The following is a 24483-nucleotide window of genomic DNA, read 5'->3' on the forward strand; positions in this document are numbered from 1 at the left end:
ACGATGACCGGCTTGCTTCGCTTGTGTATTTAACGTTGATCAACAAAAAAAGCGCACCACTGTGCGCTTTTCCCTTTATTCATACACCGTCACAATCACACCGTCATAATTGTTGCCGGAAATATCATACCGCTTGCCTTGCGGCACATTGACTGTCGCACTGTCGCCTACAATCGGATAATAAGTGACCGTATATTTTTGCCCGTCGATGGTGATGGATATCGCCTTTGTCTGCTTAAGCTTGTCCAAATATTGCTCCAGCGTAAGATCCTGCTCCTGCATAATCGCACTATGCGCCACACCAACATAACGGAAATGCCACGGCTCATACTGGATGCCTGTTATCTCTTCTTTTCCTTTCGGATAGCGCAAAATGAACCCATATTCGGCCGAATGCTTCTTCAGCCATTTGCCTTCTTCTGCTTCATCCATCTTTGCTTCCGTTGAGCCAATATCAAGCGACACCCCAAGATTATGCTCGCTGTGATAAGCCGGCAGGGCATAGTCATGGCCCATATCGCGATAAAGCTGATCCTGCTTATCGGCATCTCGATAACCGCTGTTGATCAGAAAATGCTCGACACCGTCTTCTTTTGCCCCTTCCACCATCTTGCTAAACGACTTAACTACCGATTCTGACAGCTGGACGGATTGATCCAGCAAGCCATAACCCTTCACCAGATCTTGACGCTTCGAGAGCGAGACAATATCTGAGCGGATCCCTTCGGGATGCAGGGCATAGTCGGTATTAACGAGAAGCAGATCTCCCTGATAAACCTGTTCTTTACTGACGCTAATCATTTGGCCGTCCTGCGGCGGCTCGGACGCATCATCTATTTCAACCTTGCTGTCATCGGCATCTTTTGTAACATAGTGTGAGACGCCATAGCTGAGCAGAATAACAAGTAAAAACGCAAAAACCCACTTCCTCATGTTCCATTCCCCTTTGCTTGTTCATGCAATTAAGAATAGCGTTCACTTTTTAAGAAGAAGTGGGGAAAAAGTTAAAGTTTTTCTTAAATTGGTAATCGAACCGTAAAAATGGTACGAATAGCACTGCTCTCCACGGTGATCCTGCCTTGATGCTGCTCGACGATATTTTTAACAATAAATAAGCCAAGCCCCGTGCTTCCTTCCGGAGATCTGGCGCGATCGCCGGTGTAGAACATATCGAATAGATGCGGCAGATCCTCTGGCTTGATCAACTCGCCGTAATTGATCACTTCAACGACAGCCTCACTGTTCTCGATCCGCCCTTTTACATCAACAAATTGGCCATCCTGACCGTAACGGGCAGCGTTCGTCAGCAAATTCTCGAATACCCGTGCGATCAGCTCGCCGTCTGCTTGCATCATCAGTTGAGGAGGGAGCTCCAGCCTCGCCGTTAATCGGTTCTTATTGAATAGTGGGTAGAGCTCTTCGTTTAGCTGCAGCAGCAGCCCAGATAAGTCAATCGCCTGCTTGTCCAGCGTCAGCTTACCATAATTCATTCGGGTCACCTCGAATAACTCATCAATGAGCCGTTCAAGGCGCTGCGACTTATTAAACGCAATTGTGGCAAAATGCTTCATCTGCTCGGGGGTCAGCTGCTCATCCCGAAGGATAAAGTCTAGATAGCCCAATACCGACGTGAGTGGTGTACGAAGATCATGCGCTAGATTCAAGACGAGCTGATGCTTACTGTTTTCTGCAAAATCTCCTCGCTCAACGGCCTTCTGAAGCATCTCTCCCGCCGTATTCAAGTCATTGGCAATGATGCCAAACTCATCGTTTGAGGAGATCGATACGCCTCCCTTGAAATCGCCGTTCGCCAGCCGATGAATACCGCTCAATATTTCTTGAAAGTAGGCCACGTAAGGCTTGGTGAAGAGATAGAAGAGCAAGAACGATAAAGGCAGAAAGACGATAAGGAAAAAATTCAAATCACCAATGTCGTAAATCCAGCCACGAGCTTGAGCGATTGGATCATCCGCATAGCGGACTCTCGAGTTATAGTACGACTGCAACAGCCTGTATAACAGGAAAGTTATTGCGCCAGAGATCAGCAGACTCATGACGAACAGCTCAATCATCCGGGTCCGGAAGCTTCGCTTCTTGTTAGCCTTGGAAAGCATAACCGACCCCCCAGACGGTTTTGATCCACTGCTTCTGCTTGTCGTCCTCACCAAGCTTTTTGCGCAGCGTCCGAATATGTACCATCACCGTGTTGCCACCGCTCTCATAATATGCCTCGCCCCATACCTGTTGAAAAATATGCTCCGCACTGAACACCTTTTTGGCATGACTCGCCAGCAGGTACAGGATATCAAATTCTTTTGGCGTGAGCTCAATACGTTCATCGTACAAAGTAACGGTGCGCTGTTCGAGATCGATGGTCAGCCCTCCTGCGACAATCGTCCCTTGATTGGTGGGTGAAGCCGGTTGATTAAGCTGCTTGAACCGTCGCAGCTGGGCATTTACTCTCGCCAGAAGCTCCATCGGATTAAACGGCTTGGTCATATAGTCGTCGGCTCCCATAACGAGGCCTGTGATTTTATCGAAGTCGGATGTCTTAGCACTTAGGAAAATAATCGGCATCCGGTACTGCTGCTCCCGAATGACACGAATGACTTCGTAGCCGTCCATATGCGGCATCATAATGTCGAGAATAACCAGATCAATGCTGTTCCCTTGAACGAGGCGGACCGCTTCCCTGCCATCGGCAGCCTTCAGAAGCTGATACCCCTCTTTGCCCAAATGGAGTGCGATCAGTTCTGCAATATCCGGGTCATCCTCCGCGATTAATATCGTTGTTCGCTGCATCCCCATATACTCAGTCCTTCTCATTTCTTATTTATTCCAAGTTTTATTGTAACCTCTAAGCCCCGCCATTACACGAAAAAATGAAGCAGGCAAAGAAAAAAGGCTGTCCCACTGGGCAATGTCATTAAGTTAACTTAACTAATGACATTGTCCCGTAGGGACAGCCTAACCTTTGACTTACACTGCAGCAGAATGTTGCGCTGCGGCTTTGCCTTTTTTCACACCTGCAGCTAAGAGGAGCACCAAGCAGCCGCCGGCAATGCTCCAAAGCACTACAGCATTCGTACTGACGGCCTTGAAACCGCCGAAGTACATAATTTCGCGCAGTCCACCAGCGACGAAGCGAAGCGGAGTCCACGAATACAGCAGGTTTTGTGTTGTATCCGACAGGAATTCTTGCGGCATGTTCAGGATTGGCATCGAGAAGAACATGAGCAGCACGAGAATCGCCATAGCCGGGAAACCAATCCAGTTGAGCAGCATGGACTGCATCAAGTAGAATGCTGAGCCTCCGAGCCATAAGAACAACCATGTATCTACAGCAGACGTCAGCTCCATGCCATACCATCCGCTTGCCATCCATACGAGGAAACCGCAAGCAGCGCCAACCAATACGATACCGATAATCGGTTGCAGCAAATGCGCGGGCCACTTACGACCAGTCGCCTTCTTAGCGCCGCCGCTTGCAAGGAACAGCATCATTGCACTAACTAAGCTGCCCATCCACATAATTTGCGTCAACAAGCCAGGAGCATTACCGCTCGCATTATTTATACCGACAGGATGGACGGTTTCTTCGTTTACCTGGATCGGAGTGAGCAGCGCTGTTGCTGCACTTACTGATATTTGGCCCGTACGCTGGGACATCTGCTCCAATGCGGACTTCGACATCTCAAGAGAAACCATCTTCATGACTTGACCAAGGCCTTGCTTCACAACGGTCGCTGCCTGTGTATTCATCCCGTCATTGCTGATAATACTCACAGTAGCCGGTGTTGGGGACGGGCCCATCAGCGAAGCCACTCCAGCACTCAAATCTGCGGGAAGCACCAGCGCTCCATAATAGTCACGGGAGTCGAGCCCTTTGCGAGCTTCTTCCTCGGAACTAACGATTTTCCAGCTGATCGGCAGCTGTTTATTTGACGTTAGCTGCTCTTTCAGCATTTCACCAACAGCAAGTTTATCACCAGTTGGCAGATCTACCGGCTGATCGAGTACGACCAGTGCAACGGGTACATGTTGAGGTTTTGTGCCAAGCACAGATCCCATCATCGCGAGTCCAAATACCCCAAGTACAACAATAACGATCAGAATTCCGATCCATAACATTTTTTGTTTAAAGATTGCCATTTCATCCCCATCTCCCTATCTCTATAAATGAACATTGTGTTGATTAGTGATCACGTTGTTAATTATAATGAGACATAGAGGGAATACACAATAATCATTACTCACCGTCATGTTCATTAATCATCACATAAGCAAGCAAGTGTTCATAAATGTAGCAAAATTGCAGAGGAGTCAAAGCCATGTCAGAGAAAATCGACAGGAGAAAAGCAAAGACGAAGCAGCAGATCTATGAATCGCTCATGGTGCTAATCAGGGAAAAAGGCATCGATCATGTTACAGTCACAGATATTACAAATCACGCGAACCTGAATCGAGGAACCTTTTACCTGCACTACCGGGATGTTCCTGATATGCTGCAGCAGCTAAAGGATCATGTGTTCAAAAGCATCGAAAAGTATGTGATTAAGATGAACTTTCGTGAGGCAATAGAATATGCCGACCGCAGGGAACCATATCCACTAGGTATCCAAGTCTTTGAGGAATTTGCCAAGCACGCGGACTTCCTGAAGGTGATGTTTGGGCCAAACGGCGACCTTTCGTATGCGATACAATTCCGTAAGCTCATGGCTAATCATATTTATGAGAAGGTCAGCATTCCTGATGCTACCAACTTGAACGTACGGCGAGACTACGTTGTCGCGTATATGACCTCGGCACATTTCGGTATGCTTATGCATTGGCTTGAATGTGATCTTGATCAAACGCCTGCCCAAATGGCCTCGATTATGATGAATGTTGCCAATTATGGACCGTTCGTCACATTTGGATTGAAGGAAATGCCTCAATCCAGGCTATAAGCAAAGAGCCCTCACTCGAGTGAAGGCTCTTCTTCTTATTGTTGATACGAGCTGTACCACTTTGGCACTAGCAGGTCAAAGCCGTCATGGTCATCCCATACCTTATTTGTTCTGCTAAGCATGTCATCCAGCTCCTCCGGCTTGACGCGAAGAATCCATACAATAGATGACAGGATGGTCATCGCGGTATAAAGCGAATACAACGCCCAGAATGAATCATCAGGCTTTCCGTTCTCGAAATAGCCATCGATTTGACCAACTGTAAACGGAATACATACCTCCACGCTGAAGAAGCCTGCTTTCAAAAATTCATGTACGGGATCTCCCCAATCAAACCGATTCACATCAATAACACCGGATAGACTTCCGTCCTTCACAATCAAATTACCCACGTGGAAATCATCATGCTGCAGGATGTTTGGGCGGTTCTTCATAAGAAACAGATTAGCTTCTATAAAAGAAAACAGCTTGTCCTCATAAGCCAGCTTGACTCCAATTTGTTCATAACGATCCCGATATCGCTTATATTTCGCAACCGTACGGTCATACCATGGCTCGATTACATCCGGTGCATGAATCTGATGGATTTTGCGAAGCTCCGCTCCTGCTTGCAGACCAATCTCGTACTGCTCACTTTCATTTAAGAGTGGCAGCTCATCAGTCGCTTCACCACCTTCAATATAGGACAACAGCATATATCCTAGTGCATGGTCCTGCAGCACACCAATAGCGATCGGCCGCGAGCAAAGCACATCCTGATCCCTCATCTGCTTGAGCACATGGAATTCCTGCTGCTTACGCGCTTCCTCTTCAAGCGTATAAGTCCGGAGAAGGTATAGCGGCTGATCGTCACGATCATAAGCGATATATTTACTGTCACTGGAATACCCCTTGTGAATCAGCTCCAGCCTTATACAATCTTGAAGCTCAGGGACTATCGCAAGTAAATCAATCATTCCTGTTCTCGGCCTCCGGTAAAAAGGTTATAAAATCTTCCGCATTAGCGCGGATATATTGAGCCAGCCGGTGCATGCTGCACGGTACCTCCGCCTGGAAACTTCTGTAGCATTCCTGAACCTGTTCATTCAGATCTTCCTGCTGCTCCAAATCCTTGAACGTCACTTCACTTAAGTCACGGCCTTTCTGCAGGACATGAATGTCGAGCAGCACCCGAAGCTCTTCCAGAATGACTGACATTGCCTCGTTCTCAAAGTACTTGAGTGCTTTCGTAACGCCTTCCCAATAGCCGGGCTGGCTGAGCATTTGAGCCGTCCAGCAGTACAGCTCCATCGGTGATTGCTTGGCATGATCAAACCAGACACCATACATGAACAAGGCCTGCTGTGATGGGTTCAGCTCGGCAAGTGCCTGCGACTTCACCGCCGGACTCTTCCCGCGAATCTGCTCCACGATTGGCCCCATGCATGCTTGCCTTAATTCATCATCACCAAGCACTTCGAATAACTTCCTGCTTATCGTCACGAACAAAGTTAACACCCCGTTTCATAAAAAAGATACGCGAAATAACCGAATTTGTTGCACAACTGTATCTAATTCCCCTTGGCTATAGTTCGAATTTCATATCTCCACCCTGATTCGATCATCCTAAGACAACTGTCTTTTTCCGCCCTACTCTCGACAAACTTGCTAACTATAATTGAGAAACTCTAAAAAAATTAGTACACTAGAAGAAATGAAGGAGGCGGACTTATATGACCGAATCAGCAGTCAATTTTGAACTAGGCATTAGTACTTTTCTAGAAGCAAAACCTTATCCGGGTATGGGCGGGGCTTACAGCCATGCCGAGCGGATCCGCAACAGTGTAGAAGAGATGATCCTGGCCGACCAAGTTGGCCTTGATGTATATGGAATCGGGGAACATCACCGCGCAGATTATGCAGCGAGTGCACCTCATGTTATTTTGGCGGCAGCTGCTTCACAGACCAAGCATATTCGCCTCTCAAGTGCAGTTACCGTGTTATCCTCGGATGATCCGGTCCGCGTCTACCAAGGCTTCTCCACGGTAGATGCCATCTCGAACGGCCGCGCTGAAATTATGGCAGGCAGAGGGTCGTTTATCGAATCCTTCCCGCTGTTTGGCTACAGCTTAGAAGACTATGATGAGCTGTTTGACGAAAAGCTGGAGCTGCTGCTTCAGATTACAAAAGAGGAGAAAGTTACGTGGCAGGGCAATCACCGTGCTGCAATGAACAACTTAGCCGTCTATCCGCGTGCGGTTCAGGAACAGCTTCCAGTCTGGATTGCGACTGGTGGCAACCCGCAGTCAGCAATTCGTGCGGGCGCACTTGGTCTGCCAGTATGCTTCGCTATTATTGGCGGCATGCCAGAACGATTCGCTCCACTTGTTGAGTTGTACAAGGAAGCTTATATTCGTGCAGGCCATGATCCGAAAAAAATGCAGATCGGCACGCATTCGCATGGCTTTATTAGTGATACGGAAGCACGTGCGGCAGAGCTCTTCTACCCTGCTCAGCAGGCCATGATGAATGTCATTGGCCGTGAACGCGGATGGCCTCCATACACGTTCGAAGCTTTCGATGCAGCACGCAGTCTGCGCGGCGCTCTCTATGTCGGAGAAGCGGAATATGTAGCGGAAAAAATTATTTTGCTGCACAAAAACCTTGGCCTCACCCGCTTCTTCCTGCATGTCGACACCAGCTCGATTCCGCATAAAGATATGCTTCGTGCAATTGAACTGCTTGGCACCAAAGTGGCGCCTATTGTCCGCAAGGAAATTGCTGCCGCTTCAAAATAATAATTGTAGAAGAAAAGAGTGCGAGCCGGCTGCCGGTTCGCACTTTTTTAATTACCGGTACCTATTTCCTATGTAATTAGTTGGAATTCATCTTTTAGGGATTGACTTTTACTCCAAACCTTTGTAAATTATTGAAAGATAATTCCTACAAAATTACTTGGTTTAGGGGGCATTAACATCATGGATAAAATAGATAACAACCTGCTACACGCCGTCGAAACGAACTGGCTCAGCTTTGTTATTGCAATCATTGTATTCGCCTTACTTAATTTCTTAGCACGCAAACGTATCGGCTTCGGTACGAGGGTATTGATCGGCCTTGGGTTGGGTCTTGTCGTCGGTATTCTGTTCCAGAGTCTAGATTCCCTAGAGATAAAGGGGATCACGACCTTCGGTAATATATATATCAGCTTGATCCGCATGCTCGTTATTCCACTCGTCTTTATTCTTGTATTAAATAGTATTGCTTCACTTACCAGTCTGGACTACTTGCGCAAAATCGGCTTCAAGACATTTGCCTGGTTCCTTGGCACAACTGGTATCGCTTCGGTTATCGGCCTGCTGACTGCCCTAGTATTTAACCCAGGGCATGGCATTCAACAACCTGGTGCCAGCGATGCTGAAGTCCGTGAAATTCCGACTTTCTCTGAGGTTATTCTTAGTCTCGTCCCTTCCAACCCGGTTAGTGAAGCGGCGGACGGCAAGGTAGTTCCTGTCCTTATTTTCGCTATCTTCCTAGCGGTTGCCATTATTAAGGTTGGTTCGAAAAATGAAGAGGCCGTTAAGCCTGTACGCGACCTCATTACGTCGGCTACACAAGTTCTGCATCAAGTCGTTAAATTCGTAATTCGCCTTACACCTTACGGCGTGTTTGCCCTGATTGCTGGTGTTGCATCCAAATATGGCTGGGATACCCTGCAAGAGCTTGGCAGTGTTATTGTCACATCGTATGTTGCTCTTATCATTCATTTTGTTCTTGTATTCGGCGGCCTTGTGTTCTTCGTAGCCAAGGTGAACCCGATTAAATTTTTCAAAAAAGCTTATCCAACTGTTGCCGTTGCCTTCACGACACGAAGCAGCTATGCAACCCTGCCTATTAATCTTGAGGTTATTACAAAGCGGCTGCATGTCTCGCCGAGAATTGCCAGCTTCGTAGCTCCACTTGGCGCATCCGTGAACTTTAACGGCTGCGGCGGTGTATGGCCAGCTGTTGTGGTCGTCTTTACTTCGCAGGCATTTGGCATCGAGCTTGGCTTAACCGATTATATCGTACTCGTATTAGTTAGCATTATCTCTTCAATTGGTGTTGCAGGTGTCCCTGGACCAGCAGTTATTTCGACTACGGTTGTTCTGACAGCACTTGGTCTGCCTCTTGAAGCGCTTGCGATTGTTGCAGGTGTAGAAGCTCTGATCGACATGGCGCGTACGGCTGTAAACGCAACTGGAACAACGGTAACTGCTCTGCTGGTTGCAAATTCCGAAGGTGAATTTGACCGCGAAGCATTCAATAAAGATGATGATGAAGAACTTGCGTTAAACGCGGTGTAAGTTCTAGATACACGAAGAAAGCCTCCCTTTTCGATTCAATCGGAAAGGGAGGCTTTTTTATTTCAAGGCTTGCAGCTGCTCATCAATATACGCAAGCAGCCACTCTTGCTCGTATGGTACCCGCTCACGAAGTCTTGCGGCGGCGACTGGCAGCCGCCAGCGGTCGATATCTGTCAGGCTCGCTCCTGTGATCCTGCAATATTCGGTCAAGTAAGCATTGTTCAGTTGATGACTATACGCTGGACTAATAGAGATCGGCGGCATCGCAAGGAAGGGCGACAAGAAGATCATTGATGTTCTGGCGACATCGCATAGCGGATCTCCCCTATTGGCATCCATCCAATCAATGGCCGTCAGTTGGCCATCTGATTGCAGAACGTTATCTGGATGCAAATCACCATGACAGATGTATTCTCCTTCCGGCAAACCTTCTAACACCGTTAGCAACGGATGAACTCTTTCTCCCAAGAAAGAAGCAGACTGCTCAATAAACTGCGCCAGCCGATCCTTTTGCCGAGGAAGCTTATCCGTCTTGCTGCGATGGATGCTTGCATGCAGCCTCGCAAATACTTCTCCGTTATGCATCACCCGTTCAGGATCACTTATCATACTTGCGGACAGGGATTGGCCGGAGATTCTCTCATACAGCAGCCCATTTCGCCCATCAACCTCCAGCTGCTCATAAACAGCCGGTGCAGGTACGCCCGCATGATGTACTACCTGCCCAATCTCCGCCTCGTATGTAATCCATTCCTTCGGAATACCATCATAATAGAGCTTCAGAGCTTGCCGATTGCCCCATTCATATACTTCAGCGGTCATGCCTTTACCGATTAAAGTCCCTTTTCGCATACTTACCCCTTTCAGGAAGACAGCGTTTGCCCGCGCTTCTCCAAATTTTTCACCGTATCACTCGTTGGCACATCCTTCTCATCCTTGAGCGTTCCGAAGAGAGCATCCACTAGCGGTGTAGATACGCCGTACCAGTAATTCTCGTTTTTAAAATGATGCAGCAGATGCATCCGCTTATTCCATTTCCAGAACTTTGACTTCGGCTGGATGGGCCGGTGCGCCACATAATGCTTCCACTCATACACAAGCAGCATCGCAACAAGCCCTGCGGCGAAGGCAAAGGTTAGGTCAATCATCCCTGTCACCAGATAGAACAACAGCGCAAACGCGCCAAGATTCGGCAGGCTGTACCAGACCGGCAGGAACAGAAGCTTCAAATCATGTGGATCCGTGTGGTGATCATAGTGCAGCCGCTTCAGAAATTTGAGGAACAAGGGATTCTTGGGGGCCTTCAGATGAAAGAAGAAACGATGAGTCAAATATTCGCTGAACATGAAACCAATAAGCCCAATGAGGAAGAACAGTAAGCTGTAGAAGGTGAGCCTCTCATAGACAGCGAGACCACATAGGCCAATCAGCACCACCGTCATAATCATAATATCCGTATGCAAAAAATATTCACGATAGAGCCCCTTTTTCCCCACCTTTAACCCCGTCCCCTTTTTGCAGATAATGTAAGCCCTTTCTTGTTATCATACCAGCAATTCCTATCCTTCAGCACAAAAAATGTTCTTGCTTATATGCCTTTGAAGCGAAATAATAGGGGTTATTATTCAGCACGGTGCTCGCGCAACAGAAAGGTTGGCTTTACAAATGGAAGTCTCACAACGATTGACCAGTAATAATGGATCACAAGGGCAAGCCTCCAAAGAGCGCTTCCCTATATCTGTTCTATCCCTTACCATTGGCGCCTTCGCCATTGGGATGACGGAATTCGTCATCATGGGTATTCTCCCGAATGTGGCAAATGACCTGAATGTCAGCATCTCCTCTGCAGGACAGCTGATTACGATGTATGCCCTCGGTGTAGCGGTTGGTGCTCCAATCATGACCATTTTGACCAGCCGTATCCCACAGAAAAAGCTGCTATGCATCCTTATGCTTCTCTTTATCCTTGGCAATGGGTTAGCCGTCGTAGCTCCAAACTACGCGGTGCTTATGGTCGCCCGAATGATTACAGCCTTAACGCATGGCACCTTCTTTGGTGTTGGTGCTGTTATCGCCTCTAATCTCGTAAGAGCGGATAAGCAGGCCGGAGCGGTATCGATTATGATGGCAGGCCTCACGATAGCCAATATTATCGGTGTTCCGATCGGTACCTATATCGGACAGAACTGGGGCTGGCGGGCTTCTTTTGGCTCAATTGCGGTCATGGGTGTTCTTGCGCTCATTGGCATTATGATCTTTATTCCAAAATTACGGCTGAGTAAGCAGGTCAGCCTGATCCAGCAGCTCTCCGCCATAATCAGACCTAAGCTGCTTGTGTACCTGCTTATTACAGCACTCGGCAACGCTGGACTATTCGCCGTATTTACGTACATTACGCCTATGCTGACCGATATTACAGGCTTCGCTGAGCGTAGCGTTACCTGGATTCTTATTCTGTTTGGCATCGGCGTAACCGTCGGCAACATTGTTGGCGGCAAGCTGGCGGATTGGAAGCTGATGCCTTCCATCCTTGGCCTTTATCTAGCGATTGCCGTTATTCTGACGATCTTCACCTTTACCATTCATAATGAAATAACAGCGGTTATTACCATCTTCCTATGGGGAGCAGCATCCTTTGCGGTATTCCCGGGACTTCAAGTACGCATTATGAGCCTGGCACAGGCAGCACCTGCCCTCGCCTCAACGTCCAGCCATTCGGCCGGCAACCTTGGCAATGCAGCCGGTGCTTTCATTGGCGGCTGGGTTATTACTCATATTGCGCTTGGTGCTCTTCCATGGATCGGTGCGATTCTTGCTGGTTCTGCTTTGATCCTTGGTTTACTCAGCTATCGCACGGATCTTAAGAAATAAAAAGGACATTCAGCTAACTTTCAGACTGTGTTCATGCTCCGTTCATCTTCCAAACCGATAAACACCATGTGAACGTAGATCGTACATGGGAGAGGTGAACACATTGAATATTTCATCCGTATCGCAAAGCTCATCATCTTACTCTTCAAGCAGCGCTTCAGACATGACTTCCCTGGAGAAACAACTCGAGAGTCTTGAGAAGCAGCTCAAGGAAGTCGCTCAAAACAAAGATGATGCTAAAACAAAGGAAACAAAGACGCAGCAGCTGCAACAGCAGATTCAACAACTTCAGCTGCAAATTGCGCAAAAGCAATCAAAGGCAGCGGATCAGACGGCGAATCAGCAAAGTCTGAATCAACAAGGTGCAGCAAGCAAACAGCTTGAGGTCAACATGAGCCGTAATAACCAGGCTCTTAACGGCACGACCGGCAATACGATCGATATCCGTATTTAACAAACAAGAATCCCCTGGAGCAGCTCCAGGGGATTTGTTGTTTATACCGGTAAACGAATCGTTGCCGTCGTTCCCACGTTTGGTTCACTGCTGATCGTGAGGGTCCCGCCATGGGATTGAATAATCTTGAAGCAAACGGTAAGCCCTAATCCTGTCCCCGTCTCTTTGGTCGTATAGAACGGTTCACCAAGCCGATCGATGACATGCTGAGGGATTCCAATCCCTTGATCGATAATATCAATGACAATATACCCCGTATGATCTTTCTTAAGATGAACATGTAACGTACCGCCGCTTGGCATAGCTTCAAGCGAGTTCTTCATCAAATTGACGAGAACCTGCTTGATCTGATTGGCATCACACAACACGATCGGCAAATCCGGGCTTTTCTCAGCTGAAATGATCACATTCGTAATTATCGCCTGAGACTGCATAATCGGAACGATATCATCCAACAACGACCCCATATCACAGTGAGTCATCTGCTGCCATTGATTCGGCTTCGAGAGCAGCATAAACTCACCAACAATATAATTAATTCGCTCCAGCTCCGTCAGCATCATGTCAAAGTAATGACGGTTATCAACGGCCGAACGGTGCAGCAGTTGAGTGAAGCCTTTCAGCGCAGTCAGCGGATTGCGAATTTCATGGGCAACCCCCGCTGCTAATTGACCGATAACAGACAACTTTTCAGACCGAATCAAATGCTGCTCTGACAGCTTGCTCTCCGTCACATCCAACAGCAATCCTGATATTGCAGGCTGCCCTCGGAAGTATGCCGGGGCTGCCTGCATCTCGAGGAAAAGATCCGTCTGGTTGGCCTTGCGTGCTGCGATAGCGATTCGTGAAGTTTGCTTGAGGCGGCAGATCGCGGTGAATTCCTGCTTCAATCTGTCGCGGTCCTCCTCCACCATAAAGCTCGCCAGCGGCTGGCCCAGCATCTGCCCCTGCTTGCAGCCAAACATACTCTCTCCATGCTGGTTCATATAGACCAGTCTGCCATTTTGCTCGATAAAAACCCCAAACAAAGAGCTTTCTATGAAATTGCCGTAATTCACGCGAGACTGCATTAAAGCTGCACCTGCAGATTCCAGTTCGTAGATGCCCACCGATAATCGAATACCAAGCAGGACAACCGTCACAATTGCTCCTACGCTAATAATTGAGAAATCGCCTAGCCTGCAGATGACCGCAATGAGTGCTGCACAGACAAAGATAATAAGCGCATATCGTTTCACAAAGGTTTGTCTCGCTTCATTCCCCGGCCTGAGTGAGGCTGTCTGCGTATCCTTGTCTAGCAATGCAGCAAAGCCTATCAGTAAGTTGCCAAGAAACCAACAGAAATCAGACACCCATTCCCATTGATAGCCTACGGTTGTGTAAGGCAGCAAATAGACAAATGCCATGTTGCCTAATAATTTAATTATAAAACCGGATAACAGCAAAAACTGAGATCTTCCTGAAAGTACTTTTTTTCCGTACCAGCTGAAGAATAGAAGAAGAAATACCATAACGGCACTAATGGAAGAGTTAAACATGGTGTAACCAATCGTGTCTTCGCCCACATAATGATGAGGAAGAATTGGTTTCATTTGAAAGTTCCAATAGAGGGTGGAAGCAATCGTACCGTACAATAAAACATCAAGGATGAACCGCAGGGCAAGATGCGAACGGCGCTGATGGTATTGCATGTAGATCGCGATAAAATAAAACACATACTGAATCCGCCATAATACTTCTGGAATCCCCATATAATCAGGTTCATGATTCCTCATGATGGTAACGATTGTCCAGATGAGCTGAGCAACGGCGTATAACGAGAGTCCGAGTCCGTAATAGAACCAGAACTTCGTCTCTTTGTACGATGTTCGAAGCAGTAAGAAGGAGGCATAAAATGCAGACAACGTCTGAAGAATATTACTGACGACTACCCCGGTGGACGATTCATTCCGCAGCAATATCAGCCATCCTGCACATAACACTAGCAGAAGAATACCAAAGTGTAACGAAAAGCTTTTGCCGCGAAACAATGATGCTCCTCCCCTCATCTCCAATTCGTTATTACACACGTTTTCCTTTATTTACTATAATTCCATCTAGGACTATAAATTCCTCCTTATCTCCTACATCAGACATCACTCTTGGAAATTCGCTATCTTTCGATAGCCCAATATGACAAAAAGAAGCATGTTCCTCGTTCAAGGAGCATGCTTCTTCTTAGTTGCTGCTATTCGCTAAGCGAACCGTATTCCGGCCGCTGTGCTTTGCCTCATACAGCGCATTGTCTGCTGACTTCAGCAGTTGATTAATGCCGCCGTCCTTTTCCTCGCAGCCACCCCGGGCAACAGCGATGCCAAAGCTGGCCGTTACAGAGATTTCCTGCTCCGAAGTGGCGGCAACCATCGACTGTACCGCGATCTCACTTCGGATCCGCTGTGCGGCTGCTTCCGCTTCTTCCCAAGATAAACCCGGCATAGCCATAACAAATTCTTCACCGCCGTAACGGCCAAACACATCCTCCGGACGCAGCATATTCCGGCATACCTCTACGACATGCAGCAGCGCGCGGTCTCCTACATCATGGCCGTATACATCATTAATTTGCTTGAAATGATCGATATCAAATAATAACAGGGCAAGTGGTTCATCCTTGGTTGCCGATTGATGAAGAAGTGCCTCGCTTAAGTGAATAAAATGGAGACGGTTGAATATACCGGTTAAACCGTCATGGTAGGCAAGTTCACGAAGCTGCTCCTGCAGTCTTACCCGCTCCGTCATATCAATCATTACAATCAGTTTGCTTGTCTCCTTGCCCCCTTTGTTCCGAACAAAGGAAGAGCGGATTTGATAGTAGTAAGATTGATTACCGGCCGTCCACTTAATCTCATCATGAATACGTGGCATCTCTTCTTCCCCACCTGCATGCAGAGCAAGCAAATTAACATCTGTATGAAGGGCTAGAATAGGCTCTATCGCCGTTCCAAGAGAAGAGGTAGTCAGTTCTGGAAGAACGGAAGCAGCTGCCGGATTATAATCAACCAGCCGATTGTTCATATCCAGTACCAGTACACCGTCACTCATACTTTCAAATAAGGTATCACGGGCAACCGGTGCGACATTAAGCATCCCCTTCGAGACGAGCCCCCACATATATAGAGCTGAAGTAATCGTCATAATGACGGGAATCGGATCAATCCCGCCCGGTGTCACGTTGCCGAGATATAGAAAGTCACCAATAAGCGGCAGCAAAAGCCCAACGGTCATTGTCATATGCTGCAGACGATAGGATGAGCGCATCCGGTTCCAATAGAGCAGCAGCAGGACAACCCCACCAATCATACAGCCAAACGTATAGCCGCCCTGGATAATGTACCAAGGCCCTACATTTAGATTAACCTTATGAAGTTCAGGCTCTATCTGCAGCTCGATCGAGCGGTAATAGAAATGATGCAGGTCATTGGTCAAGACAAGCACCAGCGTAATAAGCGGCATCAGGTACATGATAAAGCGCAGACGCCATTTTAAAAACCGTTCCATCCCAAGGAAATGCATAATGAGCATCAGACTAACCGGCGGCAGGAAGGGCATGCCGAAATATTCGACCGTAATCCAGAATTTCACTTCCTTAAGCGTGCCCGCCGACAGCTCAAGAGCGGAACCAAATATATAGATGGCCGATAAGAAGCACATCGTGATAAACGTCTTCCCCATCAACTGCTTAGATCGGTTCGACATCACATAAATGCCCATGATGATATTAATAACACCAGCTGTCACCATAAGAGTCAGGACAGCAGAATAAGGTGTTCCCATACTTGTTACACTCCAATGTGAAAGTTTCGTTCTGCCACTGATCGTAACACAACTAGAAACAAATGTGGGAATTTCTATTTAAGTGCCGCGAGCAGTAGGAAAATCGGCCGGCGAGTCTCATCGATCATATCCGGATATTGCTTCAAAGCTTCCTCGGACGGACCAGGCTCCGCAACCTCTGTGATCCGGAACCCTGCTTGAATAAGAGCATTCATGATCGTTGCCACCGTACGATGATATTTCACGACATCCGAGTCCAGGAATCTCGCGATTCTTTGACCTTCACTCTGATAGTGATCTACCGGCCAATGAAGCCTCTCCCCGCCAGGTCCGTAATGCCAATCCTGTGCAGCAACCGCCGTAAAGATGGGATGCTCCATAGAGAGAATAAAGCTGCCGCCTGGTGCCAGGCTGTCATAAATCTTCCGGCAAGCACTTACGAAATCCTCAATATAATGAAGAGCTAATGAACTGATGACCACATCAAACTGTCCAGCTTCAAAATCAATATCTTCGATTGCTGCCTGACGATAAGTAATAGTAGAATCTTCGTTAAACTCCCGCGCCCGTTCAATCATTTTTTCCGAGATATCAATACCAAGTACGCTGCGGGCTCCTTGCTCCCGCGCATAACGGCAATGCCAGCCATAGCCGCAGCCAAGATCAAGTACATTCTTATCTTTCAGTTCAGGGAGCATGCGGCGAAGAACATGCCATTCCCCTGCTGCATCCAATCCGCCGATTGAGCGCGCCATTTGGCTGTATTTTTCAAAAAAGTCCGGATCATCATATTTATTTTGTTTCAATTGTCTCAGCCTCCTAATTTATAATTTACTTTACACTTCGATATACTCCAAGAACTTGCGTACCAGCCGATGCTGGCTGCCTTTCTTCGAATAGATGCCTCCGAAGGTGCCGCTCGGATCCAGGCTATAACCGACAAGAGGAATCGCAATGATTCGACCACTCTCCACATAAGGATCATCCCTCAGCATTAAGCTGGACATTAGACTGATCCCAAGCCCCTCCGCAACACTTCGTTTAATCACTTCCGGATTGGTCGTTGTGAAGATGACGTTGATGTCACCACAAGCCTGCCTAATATCCTCGGTGACCCCATCCCAGAAGCTGCTCGCTGACAAAATAAACGCATGATCGGCGAGATCCTTCAGCATAAGCTCCTTATTCAGCGCGAGCAAGGAATCATTAGGGACGATCACTTGAAGCTCCCCTTTGTATTGAAAGGAATGGAACGCAATCGGTTCCGGCAGCCCGTCACTCGTATAGTGGTTTAGTGAGATTAATCCTAAGTGAGCCTTGTCATGAATGATCTTATCGATCACGATCCGGCTCTCCATTTCGATAATCTTCACTTGAATTTGGGGATAATCCTTTCTGAACCTTGCTAACGCCTTAGGCAAAAAAGTCATGCTTAAGCTAGCGATCGTCGCAATGATTAGTTCTCCCTTATAGATGGAAGTAATCGACTGTACCTCGTCCTTAATCTCATCAACCTTCATCAGAATCTCGAGCATGATCTTGATGATCGTTCTTCCATCTTCCGTAGGAACAGTTCCATGACGTGATCGCTTGAAGAGCGGAATACCAATCTCCTTCTCTAAGATAGAGATGGACTGGCTGATGGCTGATTGTGATACATGAAGGTTTTGCGCGGCCAGCGACATGGAATTCGTCTCGAATACTTCCTTCGCAACCTCTAATTGTTCAATATTCATGGACGACCTCTGCTCTTCATATTAGCGTTGCTTATATTACCATCAAGAATAGATGGTATGGCATCTGAATTCATTATATTATAATCGACCTCACGTAGATATGTGGAGTGTGAGCAATTATGAATGCAAAGCAAGGAAACACCCGTTTCTGGTTCGTTATATTGGCCATTTTCTTTGGTAACTTCTCATCCATCTTGAATTCAGGGACAGTAGCGGTAGCTCTTCCTTTTATTATGAAGGATCTTCATGCGGACCTGAATGATACACAGTGGGTGACGACGGGCTTTATGCTTGCCATGGGATCGATCGCTCCGATCGTTGGTTATGTAGGAGATAAGATTAGTTATAAACGGCTTTATATGTTCTCGTTAGTTGGCTTCTTGTTTACCTCTATTTTATGCGGCTTTTCTTGGAACATCGGGTCGCTCATCTTCTTCCGGATTCTGCAGGGCCTCTTCTGCGGAGCAATTCTTCCTGCTACGCTGACTATCGTGTATCAAGCGGTTCCGGCAGAAAAGCAGGCGCTTGGCATCAGTCTATGGAGTGTAGCCAGCATGTTCGCCCCAGCGATTGGCCCTACCTTAGGTGGTCTGCTCACGGAGTATTATGGCTGGAAAGCTATCTTCTTCATGAACATTCCGCTAGCCATATTGGCGATCATCTTGGCCGCCCGCTATCTGCCTATGCAGCAAGTGAAGAAAAGTGGTTCCCTCGATTATGTTGGACTAATAACCGTCGTAATAGGCAGTACTTCTCTCATGATGTATTTTACACAAGGGAACAAAATCGGCTGGGGCTCCGGCCTGGGACTGATGTGGATATCGCTTGGCGTGATCAGCATCGCGGGCTTCATATGGCGGGAGCTGACCGCCCAATCGCCGCTCCTTAATCTTCGGATATTCAAGTACACAACCTTTACCTTCGGCATTATCGTCAACTGTATCATGACCATTGGTTTGTATGCAGGGGCTTTCTTGCTGCCGATCTTTATGGAAAATGCCCTCGGCTCCTCGTCCTTAACGGTTGGTCTTGCGATGCTGCCAGGTGCTTTATTAATGATCTGCGCCTCTCTTCTGTCGGGAAGGCTTCATGGGAAGATCAACCCGGTCTATCCTTTACTTGGCGGAGTTATTCTGCTCGTTATCGCCACCTTGGCGTTTAGCCATCTATCGATGACGACTTCGTATACCTTCATCATCGGCTGGATGATCTGCCGTTACGTTGGACTTGGCTTCTCCTCACCAAATATTATGACGCTCTCGATGAGTGCCATACCAAGGGAGTCTACCGGCCATGCATCCGCCATTACGAACTGGCTTCGTCAGGTCATCGCCTCACTTGCCATCGGGATTTTTAGTACAATCTACTCTGTTAAGACGCAATCGCATTTAACTCAGCTGAGTGCCGGGGGTTCCGTAAAAGCATCTTTACAGGAAGCAGCCTCTGTCCTTGCTATGAACGATACGTTTATGGTGGCTTGCATCGTTACCATTGTTGCGATTCCGTTTATTTTCATTTTAAGCTCTCGCAGCAAACCAGCAGTACCTGCTGTGTCCAAAACTCACTCGCAAGGAAAATAGACATCAATCAAGGCCCCCTCCGTACTTACGTGCAGAGGGGGCTTTCGCGATCTAGAAATGATATAATTTACCTTATATTTGTTCTTGTGGAGTAGGAGGAATCCTGTTGTTTCGGATCATGATTATTGAAGACGACGAGAAAATTCGGAGAATCGTTGCAGACGCTTTGCGCAAATGGCAATACGAGGTTATTGAATTAACATCTTTCGAGAATGTGCTGGGTGAGTTCGAAGCTCGGCAGCCGCATCTCGTGCTGCTTGATGTAAACTTACCCGTGTTTGACGGGTTTTATTGGTGCCAGCAAATTCGTTCCGTGTCGAAGGTACCGATCATCTTTATCTCCTCACGCAATCAGAATATGGACGTCATTATGGCGATTAATATGGGAGCAGACGATTTCGTTCAGAAGCCGTTTGACCTCGGTGTGCTTGTCGCGAAGGTAAGCGCACTGCTGCGCCGGAACTATACCTATCAGGATGAAAGTCTGCAGCTTTCACATCGGCAGCTTATTTTCCACCTGTCGAACTCTTCCGTTCAATATGGGGAGCATACTGCCGAACTGTCGCGTAATGAATTTATCATTCTGCAGACGATGATGCGCCAGATTGGGAAGATCGTGTCACGGGATGATCTCATGCAGGTGCTGTGGAATGATGAACAGTTCATTGATGACAACACCCTGACGGTTAACGTCAACCGGCTGCGCCGCAAGATCGCAATGCTGGGCATTGAAGACTTCATCGTAACGCGCAAAGGAATGGGGTATATCATCGAATGAGCTTCTGGCGTTTCCTGAAATATGAACGGCCTTATTTCATTTTGTATGGTGTTGCCTTCCTGCTTATTATCACCGTATTTGCTACGGACCCGCAGTCGTCTTGGCATTGGCCGACGTTCTTTTATGCACTGGTGCTTGTAGTAATCTGGCTTGCTGCCTTCACTGCTTATCGTTATACAAGGAATCTGCAGGCAATCCGCCTGATGCGAAGTGAGGATTCCGAGCCCCTGTCCCTGGAGGCAGAAGCTTACCGCGATACACTTGAAGAGACCGGCATTACCCATATTCGGGCTTTAAATGAGGTGCAGTCGAAGCAAAAGGAATATTATGATTTCATCATCTCTTGGTTCCATGAGATTAAGACACCTATCTCGGTTCTTCGTTTGATGCAGCAGACCGAAGTCGATCCGCAGAGTCTTAATGAAGAGCTGTCGCGTATCGAGCATTATGTGGATCAAGCTTTGTATTATGCGAAGCTCGACAGCTTCAACCAGGACTATGACATTGTGAACTGTGATCTGGAGCCGCTTATGAAAGAGATCATCAAGTCTCATTCTAAGGTGTTTATCTCCAAACGCATTCGAGTTCAGCTTGATCTTCCATCGACTGTCGTGCAAAGTGATACCAAATGGCTGCTCTTTATTGTAAATCAAATTGTAACGAACAGCCTGCAATATACCGGCGAGCATGGAGTCATTACAGTGCAAACCGCTGCCACGCCAGACGAGAAGCTGCTCATTCTCCGTGATAATGGCATTGGCATCGAGGCGAAGGATCTGCCGCGGATCTTCAACCGGGGCTTCACAGGCATGAACGGCCGCACACATGCAAAGTCGACCGGAATGGGGCTGTATCTAGCTCAAGCGCTGTCGAAGAAGCTTGGGCACTACATCACTTGCGAGTCGGAGACTGGCAGCGGCACAACGTTCACGATTCATTTTCCAAGACATCATGACCCGTATCTGGATACGCTTCAGCGATGAACTATGAGGCTGCCTCACAACAAACAAAAACCCGTCCAGTGGACGGGTTTTTGCTTACTTATGAGTTCTTATTGATAATCCGGTAATAGAGATTCGTCGAAGACGCGTAGAACACCAGATAGATCAGGAAGTAGATCCCCATAATGCTCCAAACGATGCCTGGCAGCTCCGGGAAATCCTTCACGGAATCAAGTATGAAATATTTGATAATGGTCCAGCTGTACAGCAGCCCCAGCACGATTGGCGGCAGAAAGACGAACAGCAGCTGCTTACGGATCACACTGCGAAACTGACTATTCTCGGCGCCTAGCTTGCGCAATATCGAATACTGGAGCCGTTCTTCGGTCGCTTCGCGAAGCTGCTTGAAGTAGATCACGCTGGCTAGGGCGAAGGTTGCAATTAGAGCAAGGAATCCAGCAGCGAACAGCATGAGGGAGGAACTCTCGATCTGCTTAGAATACACATCAGCGAACGAGGAATAGTACGCACCCTCCGTTTGGGCTACAATCGCATGTACCTGCTTCGATAGCTCATCAGCATTTTTCGCATCTGTCAGACCATAGATCTCGAATGTCTTCTTATCCGTATGGCTGGCTAATTGTTGATAGGCTTCGTCCGAAATGACGAACACTGCTGCCTTCTTATCCATCGCCAAGATTGGATCGGTAGACCAGCCAAGGTAGGCATAGTCTTTTTTCGCTTTTAGCGTAAACGTCTTTTCTTCATCTGTCTTCACCGTGAAGCTTGGAGTCTCACCTGCGGCATACGTCTTCGGATAATCCGATCCTTGCGCTAGAGATACGGCCTCCATACCCTGCAGATTAACCTGCTCTTTATCGCCACGCAGCGTGATTAACTCATTGTAGTCTTTCTCCGCGACGAGCCATAAGCCAGGAATATAATACTCCGGATTATCAAAGGCGATACCCCGATCTGTAACTGGACTTACAACTAATGCCTGCGGCTTCAGATGGTACTGGATTTTATGTTTCGAGCTATCAATCGTTCCCTCAACCTGCTCATTCGTGGAAGGATCAAGCGACTCATACGCGATGTCATTGGGTACATTCATGCCAACCGCATCAAATTGAACCTTATAGTTAATAGTCACAAAACAAAGCAGCATCATAATAACCGCACTAAACAAGGAAATAAAGGTCAGGTTAAGCGTATTCCCTCTGATCTGAAAACGCAGCGAGGACGTCCAAAGCACGGTGTTGCCCTCATGATATTTTTTCCGGCGGCTGATTAGCCGCAAGAGCCATCCTGCGAATTGTCGGAAGAACAAATACGTTCCACCGATAATACCGATAGCAGTACCGATCATACTGTATGTTCCATAATCCTTCCAGACTGCTGAGCCTTGACCGCTGCAAATCAGTATAAATGCCATAACAATCAAGAAAACAGCTAGAATCGCCATTGCTGCTGATACGCGAACAGGTTTTTCTGCCTTTTGATTCGCATGAAATAACTCGGTCAGCTGCACCCGGTTCACGAGAAAATAGCTCTGCACGCTGACGATAACGGCGATAAGGAGGATGACTCCCACCGCTGTTGCCATTGCCCCAAGCGGGAAGGATAGTGACACCACCTGATCATACTGCATCAGGTTCATGAGCAGCATGCCAAACAGCTTCGATAAGAGCCCTCCAAGCAGTATCCCGATAACCAGTGAGATAGCGCCCATAATAAGCGTTTCATAAAAGACCATCCGGACAATTTGACGTTCTTTCAATCCGTACAGTAAGTACATGCCGAATTCCTTTTTCCGCTGGCGCATGAAGAATGAATTCGCATATAAAATAAAGAAAATATTAAACAGGAAGATAACGACCGAGGCGATCGCCATACCCGTCTGGAACATTTCACGGTTCTGCAAGGCATCAATAATATCCTGGTTGAACATCAATGACGAGAATGTATATTGAATGATGACGCCAATAATCATAGACAGCAAATAAATGGAGTACAGACGGAAGTTCCGTTTCACATTCCGAATCGTAAGGTCGAGCAGGCTCATCGCAGCTTGCCTCCTATTAGGCTTTGCGTCTCCAGAATGCGTTCGTAGAATGCTTTCTGTGGCTGCTCACCGGCATAAATTTCACTAACAATTGCGCCATCCCGGAGGAAAATAACCCGTTTGCAGTAACTCGCCGCATAGCTGTCGTGCGTGACCATCATTATGGTTGTGTTAAATGCTGCGTTAAGCGAGACAAGCTGCTCAAGCAATTGGGTAGCGGAACGCGAGTCTAGTGCGCCTGTTGGTTCATCTGCGAATACGATTGCCGGCTCCGTAATGATAGCCCGTGCCGATGCGACCCGTTGCTTTTGCCCGCCGGAAATTTCGTTCGGGTATTTCTCGAGCAGCCCTTCAATATGTAGCGCTTCGAGAATTGGCTTGAGTCTAGCTTCCATCTCCTCTGCCTTGTAGTTACGAAGTGACAGCGGAAGCAGAATATTTTCTTTTACCGTCAACGTATCGAGCAGATTATAGTCTTGAAAAATAAACCCCATCCGCTCCTGCCGGAATTGTCGCAGCGACTTCTTCTTCATATCGAGCAGCGCTTTCCCCTCAATCCATACCTCGCCACCGCTGAGCTGATCAATCGTAGACAACACATTCATCAGCGTTGACTTCCCAGATCCTGAAGGCCCCATAATAGCAGTCAGCTCACCTGACTGTATCGTTATATCAATGTTTTTCAATACGGGCGTCGCTCCGTAGCTTTTGGACAAATTTTTGGTTTGAATAACTGTCTCCATGATTAAGCCCCTCTCCTCTTTCTATCTCTTAATATAGACATATCAAGAGCAGGCATCCATCGAAGTAAGGGATTCTAAAGTGACGTTTTTGTCACGATGGGGTGGCGAAAAGAAAAACGGCCTCCGCACTACCTGAACTGTAACCCGAGTTATGGACACGTAATAAAAAGGGCTTAGGCTGTAAGAAGATGACTTCTGTATTCATCAGGAGTCATCTTTTTTAATCCC

General features: G+C 47.5%; 22 protein-coding genes. 8 read left to right on the plus strand and 14 right to left on the minus strand.

The annotated features are described in order from the left end of the window. Positions 1–75: 75 nt before the first annotated feature. From FHS17_RS24960 to FHS17_RS24975, 4 genes are all read right to left on the minus strand, one after another. Positions 76–933 carry a M15 family metallopeptidase gene (locus tag FHS17_RS24960; RefSeq protein ID WP_167281164.1) on the minus strand — a complete coding sequence of 286 codons (858 nt, stop codon included), beginning with the start codon at positions 931–933 and terminating at the stop codon, positions 76–78. An 83-nt stretch (positions 934–1016) separates the two neighbouring features. After that, a complete protein-coding gene (locus FHS17_RS24965; RefSeq protein WP_167281165.1) occupies positions 1017–2114 on the minus strand; it encodes a sensor histidine kinase in 1098 nt (365 codons plus the stop codon). After that, on the minus strand, positions 2098–2802 hold the full coding sequence (locus FHS17_RS24970; RefSeq protein WP_167281210.1) for a response regulator transcription factor: 705 nt from the start codon (positions 2800–2802) through the stop codon (positions 2098–2100). Before FHS17_RS24970 ends, FHS17_RS24965 begins: the two co-directional genes overlap by 17 nt. Positions 2803–2979: 177 nt before the next feature. Then, positions 2980–4152: a YhgE/Pip domain-containing protein gene (locus FHS17_RS24975; protein WP_167281166.1), complete on the minus strand. Its 1173-nt coding sequence runs from the start codon at positions 4150–4152 to the stop codon at positions 2980–2982. 179 nt (positions 4153–4331) lie between these two features. On the opposite strand from FHS17_RS24975, the gene FHS17_RS24980 reads away from it, so the two are divergent. After that, positions 4332–4949 carry a TetR/AcrR family transcriptional regulator gene (locus FHS17_RS24980; RefSeq protein ID WP_167281167.1) on the plus strand — a complete coding sequence of 206 codons (618 nt, stop codon included), beginning with the start codon at positions 4332–4334 and terminating at the stop codon, positions 4947–4949. 35 nt (positions 4950–4984) lie between these two features. On the opposite strand, the gene FHS17_RS24985 is transcribed toward FHS17_RS24980, so the two are convergent. Together FHS17_RS24985 and FHS17_RS24990 are read right to left on the minus strand one after the other, a co-directional pair. Continuing rightward, positions 4985–5905: an aminoglycoside phosphotransferase family protein gene (locus tag FHS17_RS24985; protein WP_167281168.1), complete on the minus strand. Its 921-nt coding sequence runs from the start codon at positions 5903–5905 to the stop codon at positions 4985–4987. Then, positions 5898–6431 (minus strand): hypothetical protein, encoded by a 534-nt coding sequence (locus FHS17_RS24990; RefSeq protein ID WP_167281169.1) that lies wholly within the window; start codon positions 6429–6431, stop codon positions 5898–5900. The genes FHS17_RS24985 and FHS17_RS24990 overlap by 8 nt, the downstream gene beginning before the upstream one ends. A 230-nt stretch (positions 6432–6661) precedes the next feature. Between FHS17_RS24990 and FHS17_RS24995 the strand changes: the two genes are divergently transcribed. After that, positions 6662–7726 carry an LLM class flavin-dependent oxidoreductase gene (locus tag FHS17_RS24995; protein WP_167281170.1) on the plus strand — a complete coding sequence of 355 codons (1065 nt, stop codon included), beginning with the start codon at positions 6662–6664 and terminating at the stop codon, positions 7724–7726. Positions 7727–7906: 180 nt separating this feature from the next. Next, positions 7907–9274, plus strand: coding sequence for a dicarboxylate/amino acid:cation symporter (locus FHS17_RS25000; protein WP_208420540.1), 1368 nt, complete (start codon positions 7907–7909; stop codon positions 9272–9274). Positions 9275–9331: 57 nt separating this feature from the next. Here the strand turns inward: FHS17_RS25000 and FHS17_RS25005 are convergent, their stop codons facing one another. Both FHS17_RS25005 and FHS17_RS25010 read right to left on the minus strand, forming a co-directional pair. Then, a complete protein-coding gene (locus tag FHS17_RS25005; RefSeq protein ID WP_167281171.1) occupies positions 9332–10126 on the minus strand; it encodes a phosphotransferase family protein in 795 nt (264 codons plus the stop codon). An 11-nt stretch (positions 10127–10137) separates the two neighbouring features. Next, on the minus strand, positions 10138–10722 hold the full coding sequence (locus FHS17_RS25010; protein WP_167281212.1) for a sterol desaturase family protein: 585 nt from the start codon (positions 10720–10722) through the stop codon (positions 10138–10140). 217 nt (positions 10723–10939) lie between these two features. Here FHS17_RS25010 and FHS17_RS25015 point away from each other — a divergent pair, with 217 nt between their 5' ends. Together FHS17_RS25015 and FHS17_RS25020 are read left to right on the plus strand one after the other, a co-directional pair. Further along, positions 10940–12145: an MFS transporter gene (locus FHS17_RS25015; RefSeq protein ID WP_167281172.1), complete on the plus strand. Its 1206-nt coding sequence runs from the start codon at positions 10940–10942 to the stop codon at positions 12143–12145. A gap of 103 nt (positions 12146–12248) precedes the next feature. After that, positions 12249–12599: a FlxA-like family protein gene (locus FHS17_RS25020; RefSeq protein WP_167281173.1), complete on the plus strand. Its 351-nt coding sequence runs from the start codon at positions 12249–12251 to the stop codon at positions 12597–12599. Positions 12600–12640: 41 nt separating this feature from the next. Here the strand turns inward: FHS17_RS25020 and FHS17_RS25025 are convergent, their stop codons facing one another. From FHS17_RS25025 to FHS17_RS25040, 4 genes are all read right to left on the minus strand, one after another. Continuing rightward, a complete protein-coding gene (locus FHS17_RS25025) occupies positions 12641–14629 on the minus strand; it encodes a PAS domain-containing sensor histidine kinase (RefSeq protein WP_167281174.1) in 1989 nt (662 codons plus the stop codon). 187 nt (positions 14630–14816) lie between these two features. Then, positions 14817–16412 (minus strand): histidine kinase N-terminal 7TM domain-containing diguanylate cyclase, encoded by a 1596-nt coding sequence (locus tag FHS17_RS25030; protein WP_167281175.1) that lies wholly within the window; start codon positions 16410–16412, stop codon positions 14817–14819. 74 nt (positions 16413–16486) lie between these two features. Beyond that, positions 16487–17218 (minus strand): class I SAM-dependent methyltransferase, encoded by a 732-nt coding sequence (locus FHS17_RS25035; RefSeq protein WP_167281176.1) that lies wholly within the window; start codon positions 17216–17218, stop codon positions 16487–16489. 30 nt (positions 17219–17248) lie between these two features. Then, positions 17249–18148, minus strand: coding sequence for a LysR family transcriptional regulator (locus FHS17_RS25040; RefSeq protein WP_167281177.1), 900 nt, complete (start codon positions 18146–18148; stop codon positions 17249–17251). Positions 18149–18267: 119 nt separating this feature from the next. On the opposite strand from FHS17_RS25040, the gene FHS17_RS25045 reads away from it, so the two are divergent. The 3 genes from FHS17_RS25045 (at position 18268) to FHS17_RS25055 (ending at position 21489) form a co-directional block, all read left to right on the plus strand. Further along, complete coding sequence (locus FHS17_RS25045; protein WP_167281178.1) at positions 18268–19728, plus strand: MDR family MFS transporter; 1461 nt, start codon at positions 18268–18270, stop codon at positions 19726–19728. A 106-nt stretch (positions 19729–19834) separates the two neighbouring features. Beyond that, on the plus strand, positions 19835–20506 hold the full coding sequence (locus FHS17_RS25050) for a response regulator transcription factor (RefSeq protein ID WP_167281179.1): 672 nt from the start codon (positions 19835–19837) through the stop codon (positions 20504–20506). Beyond that, positions 20503–21489, plus strand: coding sequence for a sensor histidine kinase (locus FHS17_RS25055; protein ID WP_167281180.1), 987 nt, complete (start codon positions 20503–20505; stop codon positions 21487–21489). The genes FHS17_RS25050 and FHS17_RS25055 overlap by 4 nt, the downstream gene beginning before the upstream one ends. A gap of 58 nt (positions 21490–21547) precedes the next feature. On the opposite strand, the gene FHS17_RS25060 is transcribed toward FHS17_RS25055, so the two are convergent. Continuing rightward, positions 21548–23512 carry an ABC transporter permease gene (locus tag FHS17_RS25060; protein ID WP_167281181.1) on the minus strand — a complete coding sequence of 655 codons (1965 nt, stop codon included), beginning with the start codon at positions 23510–23512 and terminating at the stop codon, positions 21548–21550. Next, entirely contained in the window at positions 23509–24255 is a 747-nt protein-coding gene (locus FHS17_RS25065; protein WP_167281182.1) for an ABC transporter ATP-binding protein, read from the minus strand. Before FHS17_RS25065 ends, FHS17_RS25060 begins: the two co-directional genes overlap by 4 nt. Positions 24256–24483: the final 228 nt, after the last annotated feature.

It is taken from the genome of Paenibacillus lupini (assembly GCF_011761355.1).
Lineage (GTDB): Bacteria > Bacillota > Bacilli > Paenibacillales > Paenibacillaceae > Pristimantibacillus > Pristimantibacillus lupini.

Bases quoted from the DNA above. Each gene is read 5' to 3' on its own strand.
- FHS17_RS24960 (WP_167281164.1), bottom strand. From the start codon at position 933: ATGAGGAAGTGGGTTTTTGCGTTTTTACTTGTTATTCTGCTCAGCTAT.
- FHS17_RS24965 (WP_167281165.1), bottom strand. From the start codon at position 2,114: ATGCTTTCCAAGGCTAACAAGAAGCGAAGCTTCCGGACCCGGATGATT.
- FHS17_RS24970 (WP_167281210.1), bottom strand. From the start codon at position 2,802: ATGCAGCGAACAACGATATTAATCGCGGAGGATGACCCGGATATTGCA.
- FHS17_RS24975 (WP_167281166.1), bottom strand. From the start codon at position 4,152: ATGGCAATCTTTAAACAAAAAATGTTATGGATCGGAATTCTGATCGTT.
- FHS17_RS24980 (WP_167281167.1), top strand. From the start codon at position 4,332: ATGTCAGAGAAAATCGACAGGAGAAAAGCAAAGACGAAGCAGCAGATC.
- FHS17_RS24985 (WP_167281168.1), bottom strand. From the start codon at position 5,905: ATGATTGATTTACTTGCGATAGTCCCTGAGCTTCAAGATTGTATAAGG.
- FHS17_RS24995 (WP_167281170.1), top strand. From the start codon at position 6,662: ATGACCGAATCAGCAGTCAATTTTGAACTAGGCATTAGTACTTTTCTA.
- FHS17_RS25000 (WP_208420540.1), top strand. From the start codon at position 7,907: ATGGATAAAATAGATAACAACCTGCTACACGCCGTCGAAACGAACTGG.
- FHS17_RS25005 (WP_167281171.1), bottom strand. From the start codon at position 10,126: ATGCGAAAAGGGACTTTAATCGGTAAAGGCATGACCGCTGAAGTATAT.
- FHS17_RS25010 (WP_167281212.1), bottom strand. From the start codon at position 10,722: ATGATTATGACGGTGGTGCTGATTGGCCTATGTGGTCTCGCTGTCTAT.
- FHS17_RS25015 (WP_167281172.1), top strand. From the start codon at position 10,940: ATGGAAGTCTCACAACGATTGACCAGTAATAATGGATCACAAGGGCAA.
- FHS17_RS25030 (WP_167281175.1), bottom strand. From the start codon at position 16,412: ATGGGAACACCTTATTCTGCTGTCCTGACTCTTATGGTGACAGCTGGT.
- FHS17_RS25040 (WP_167281177.1), bottom strand. From the start codon at position 18,148: ATGAATATTGAACAATTAGAGGTTGCGAAGGAAGTATTCGAGACGAAT.
- FHS17_RS25045 (WP_167281178.1), top strand. From the start codon at position 18,268: ATGAATGCAAAGCAAGGAAACACCCGTTTCTGGTTCGTTATATTGGCC.
- FHS17_RS25055 (WP_167281180.1), top strand. From the start codon at position 20,503: ATGAGCTTCTGGCGTTTCCTGAAATATGAACGGCCTTATTTCATTTTG.
- FHS17_RS25060 (WP_167281181.1), bottom strand. From the start codon at position 23,512: ATGAGCCTGCTCGACCTTACGATTCGGAATGTGAAACGGAACTTCCGT.
- FHS17_RS25065 (WP_167281182.1), bottom strand. From the start codon at position 24,255: ATGGAGACAGTTATTCAAACCAAAAATTTGTCCAAAAGCTACGGAGCG.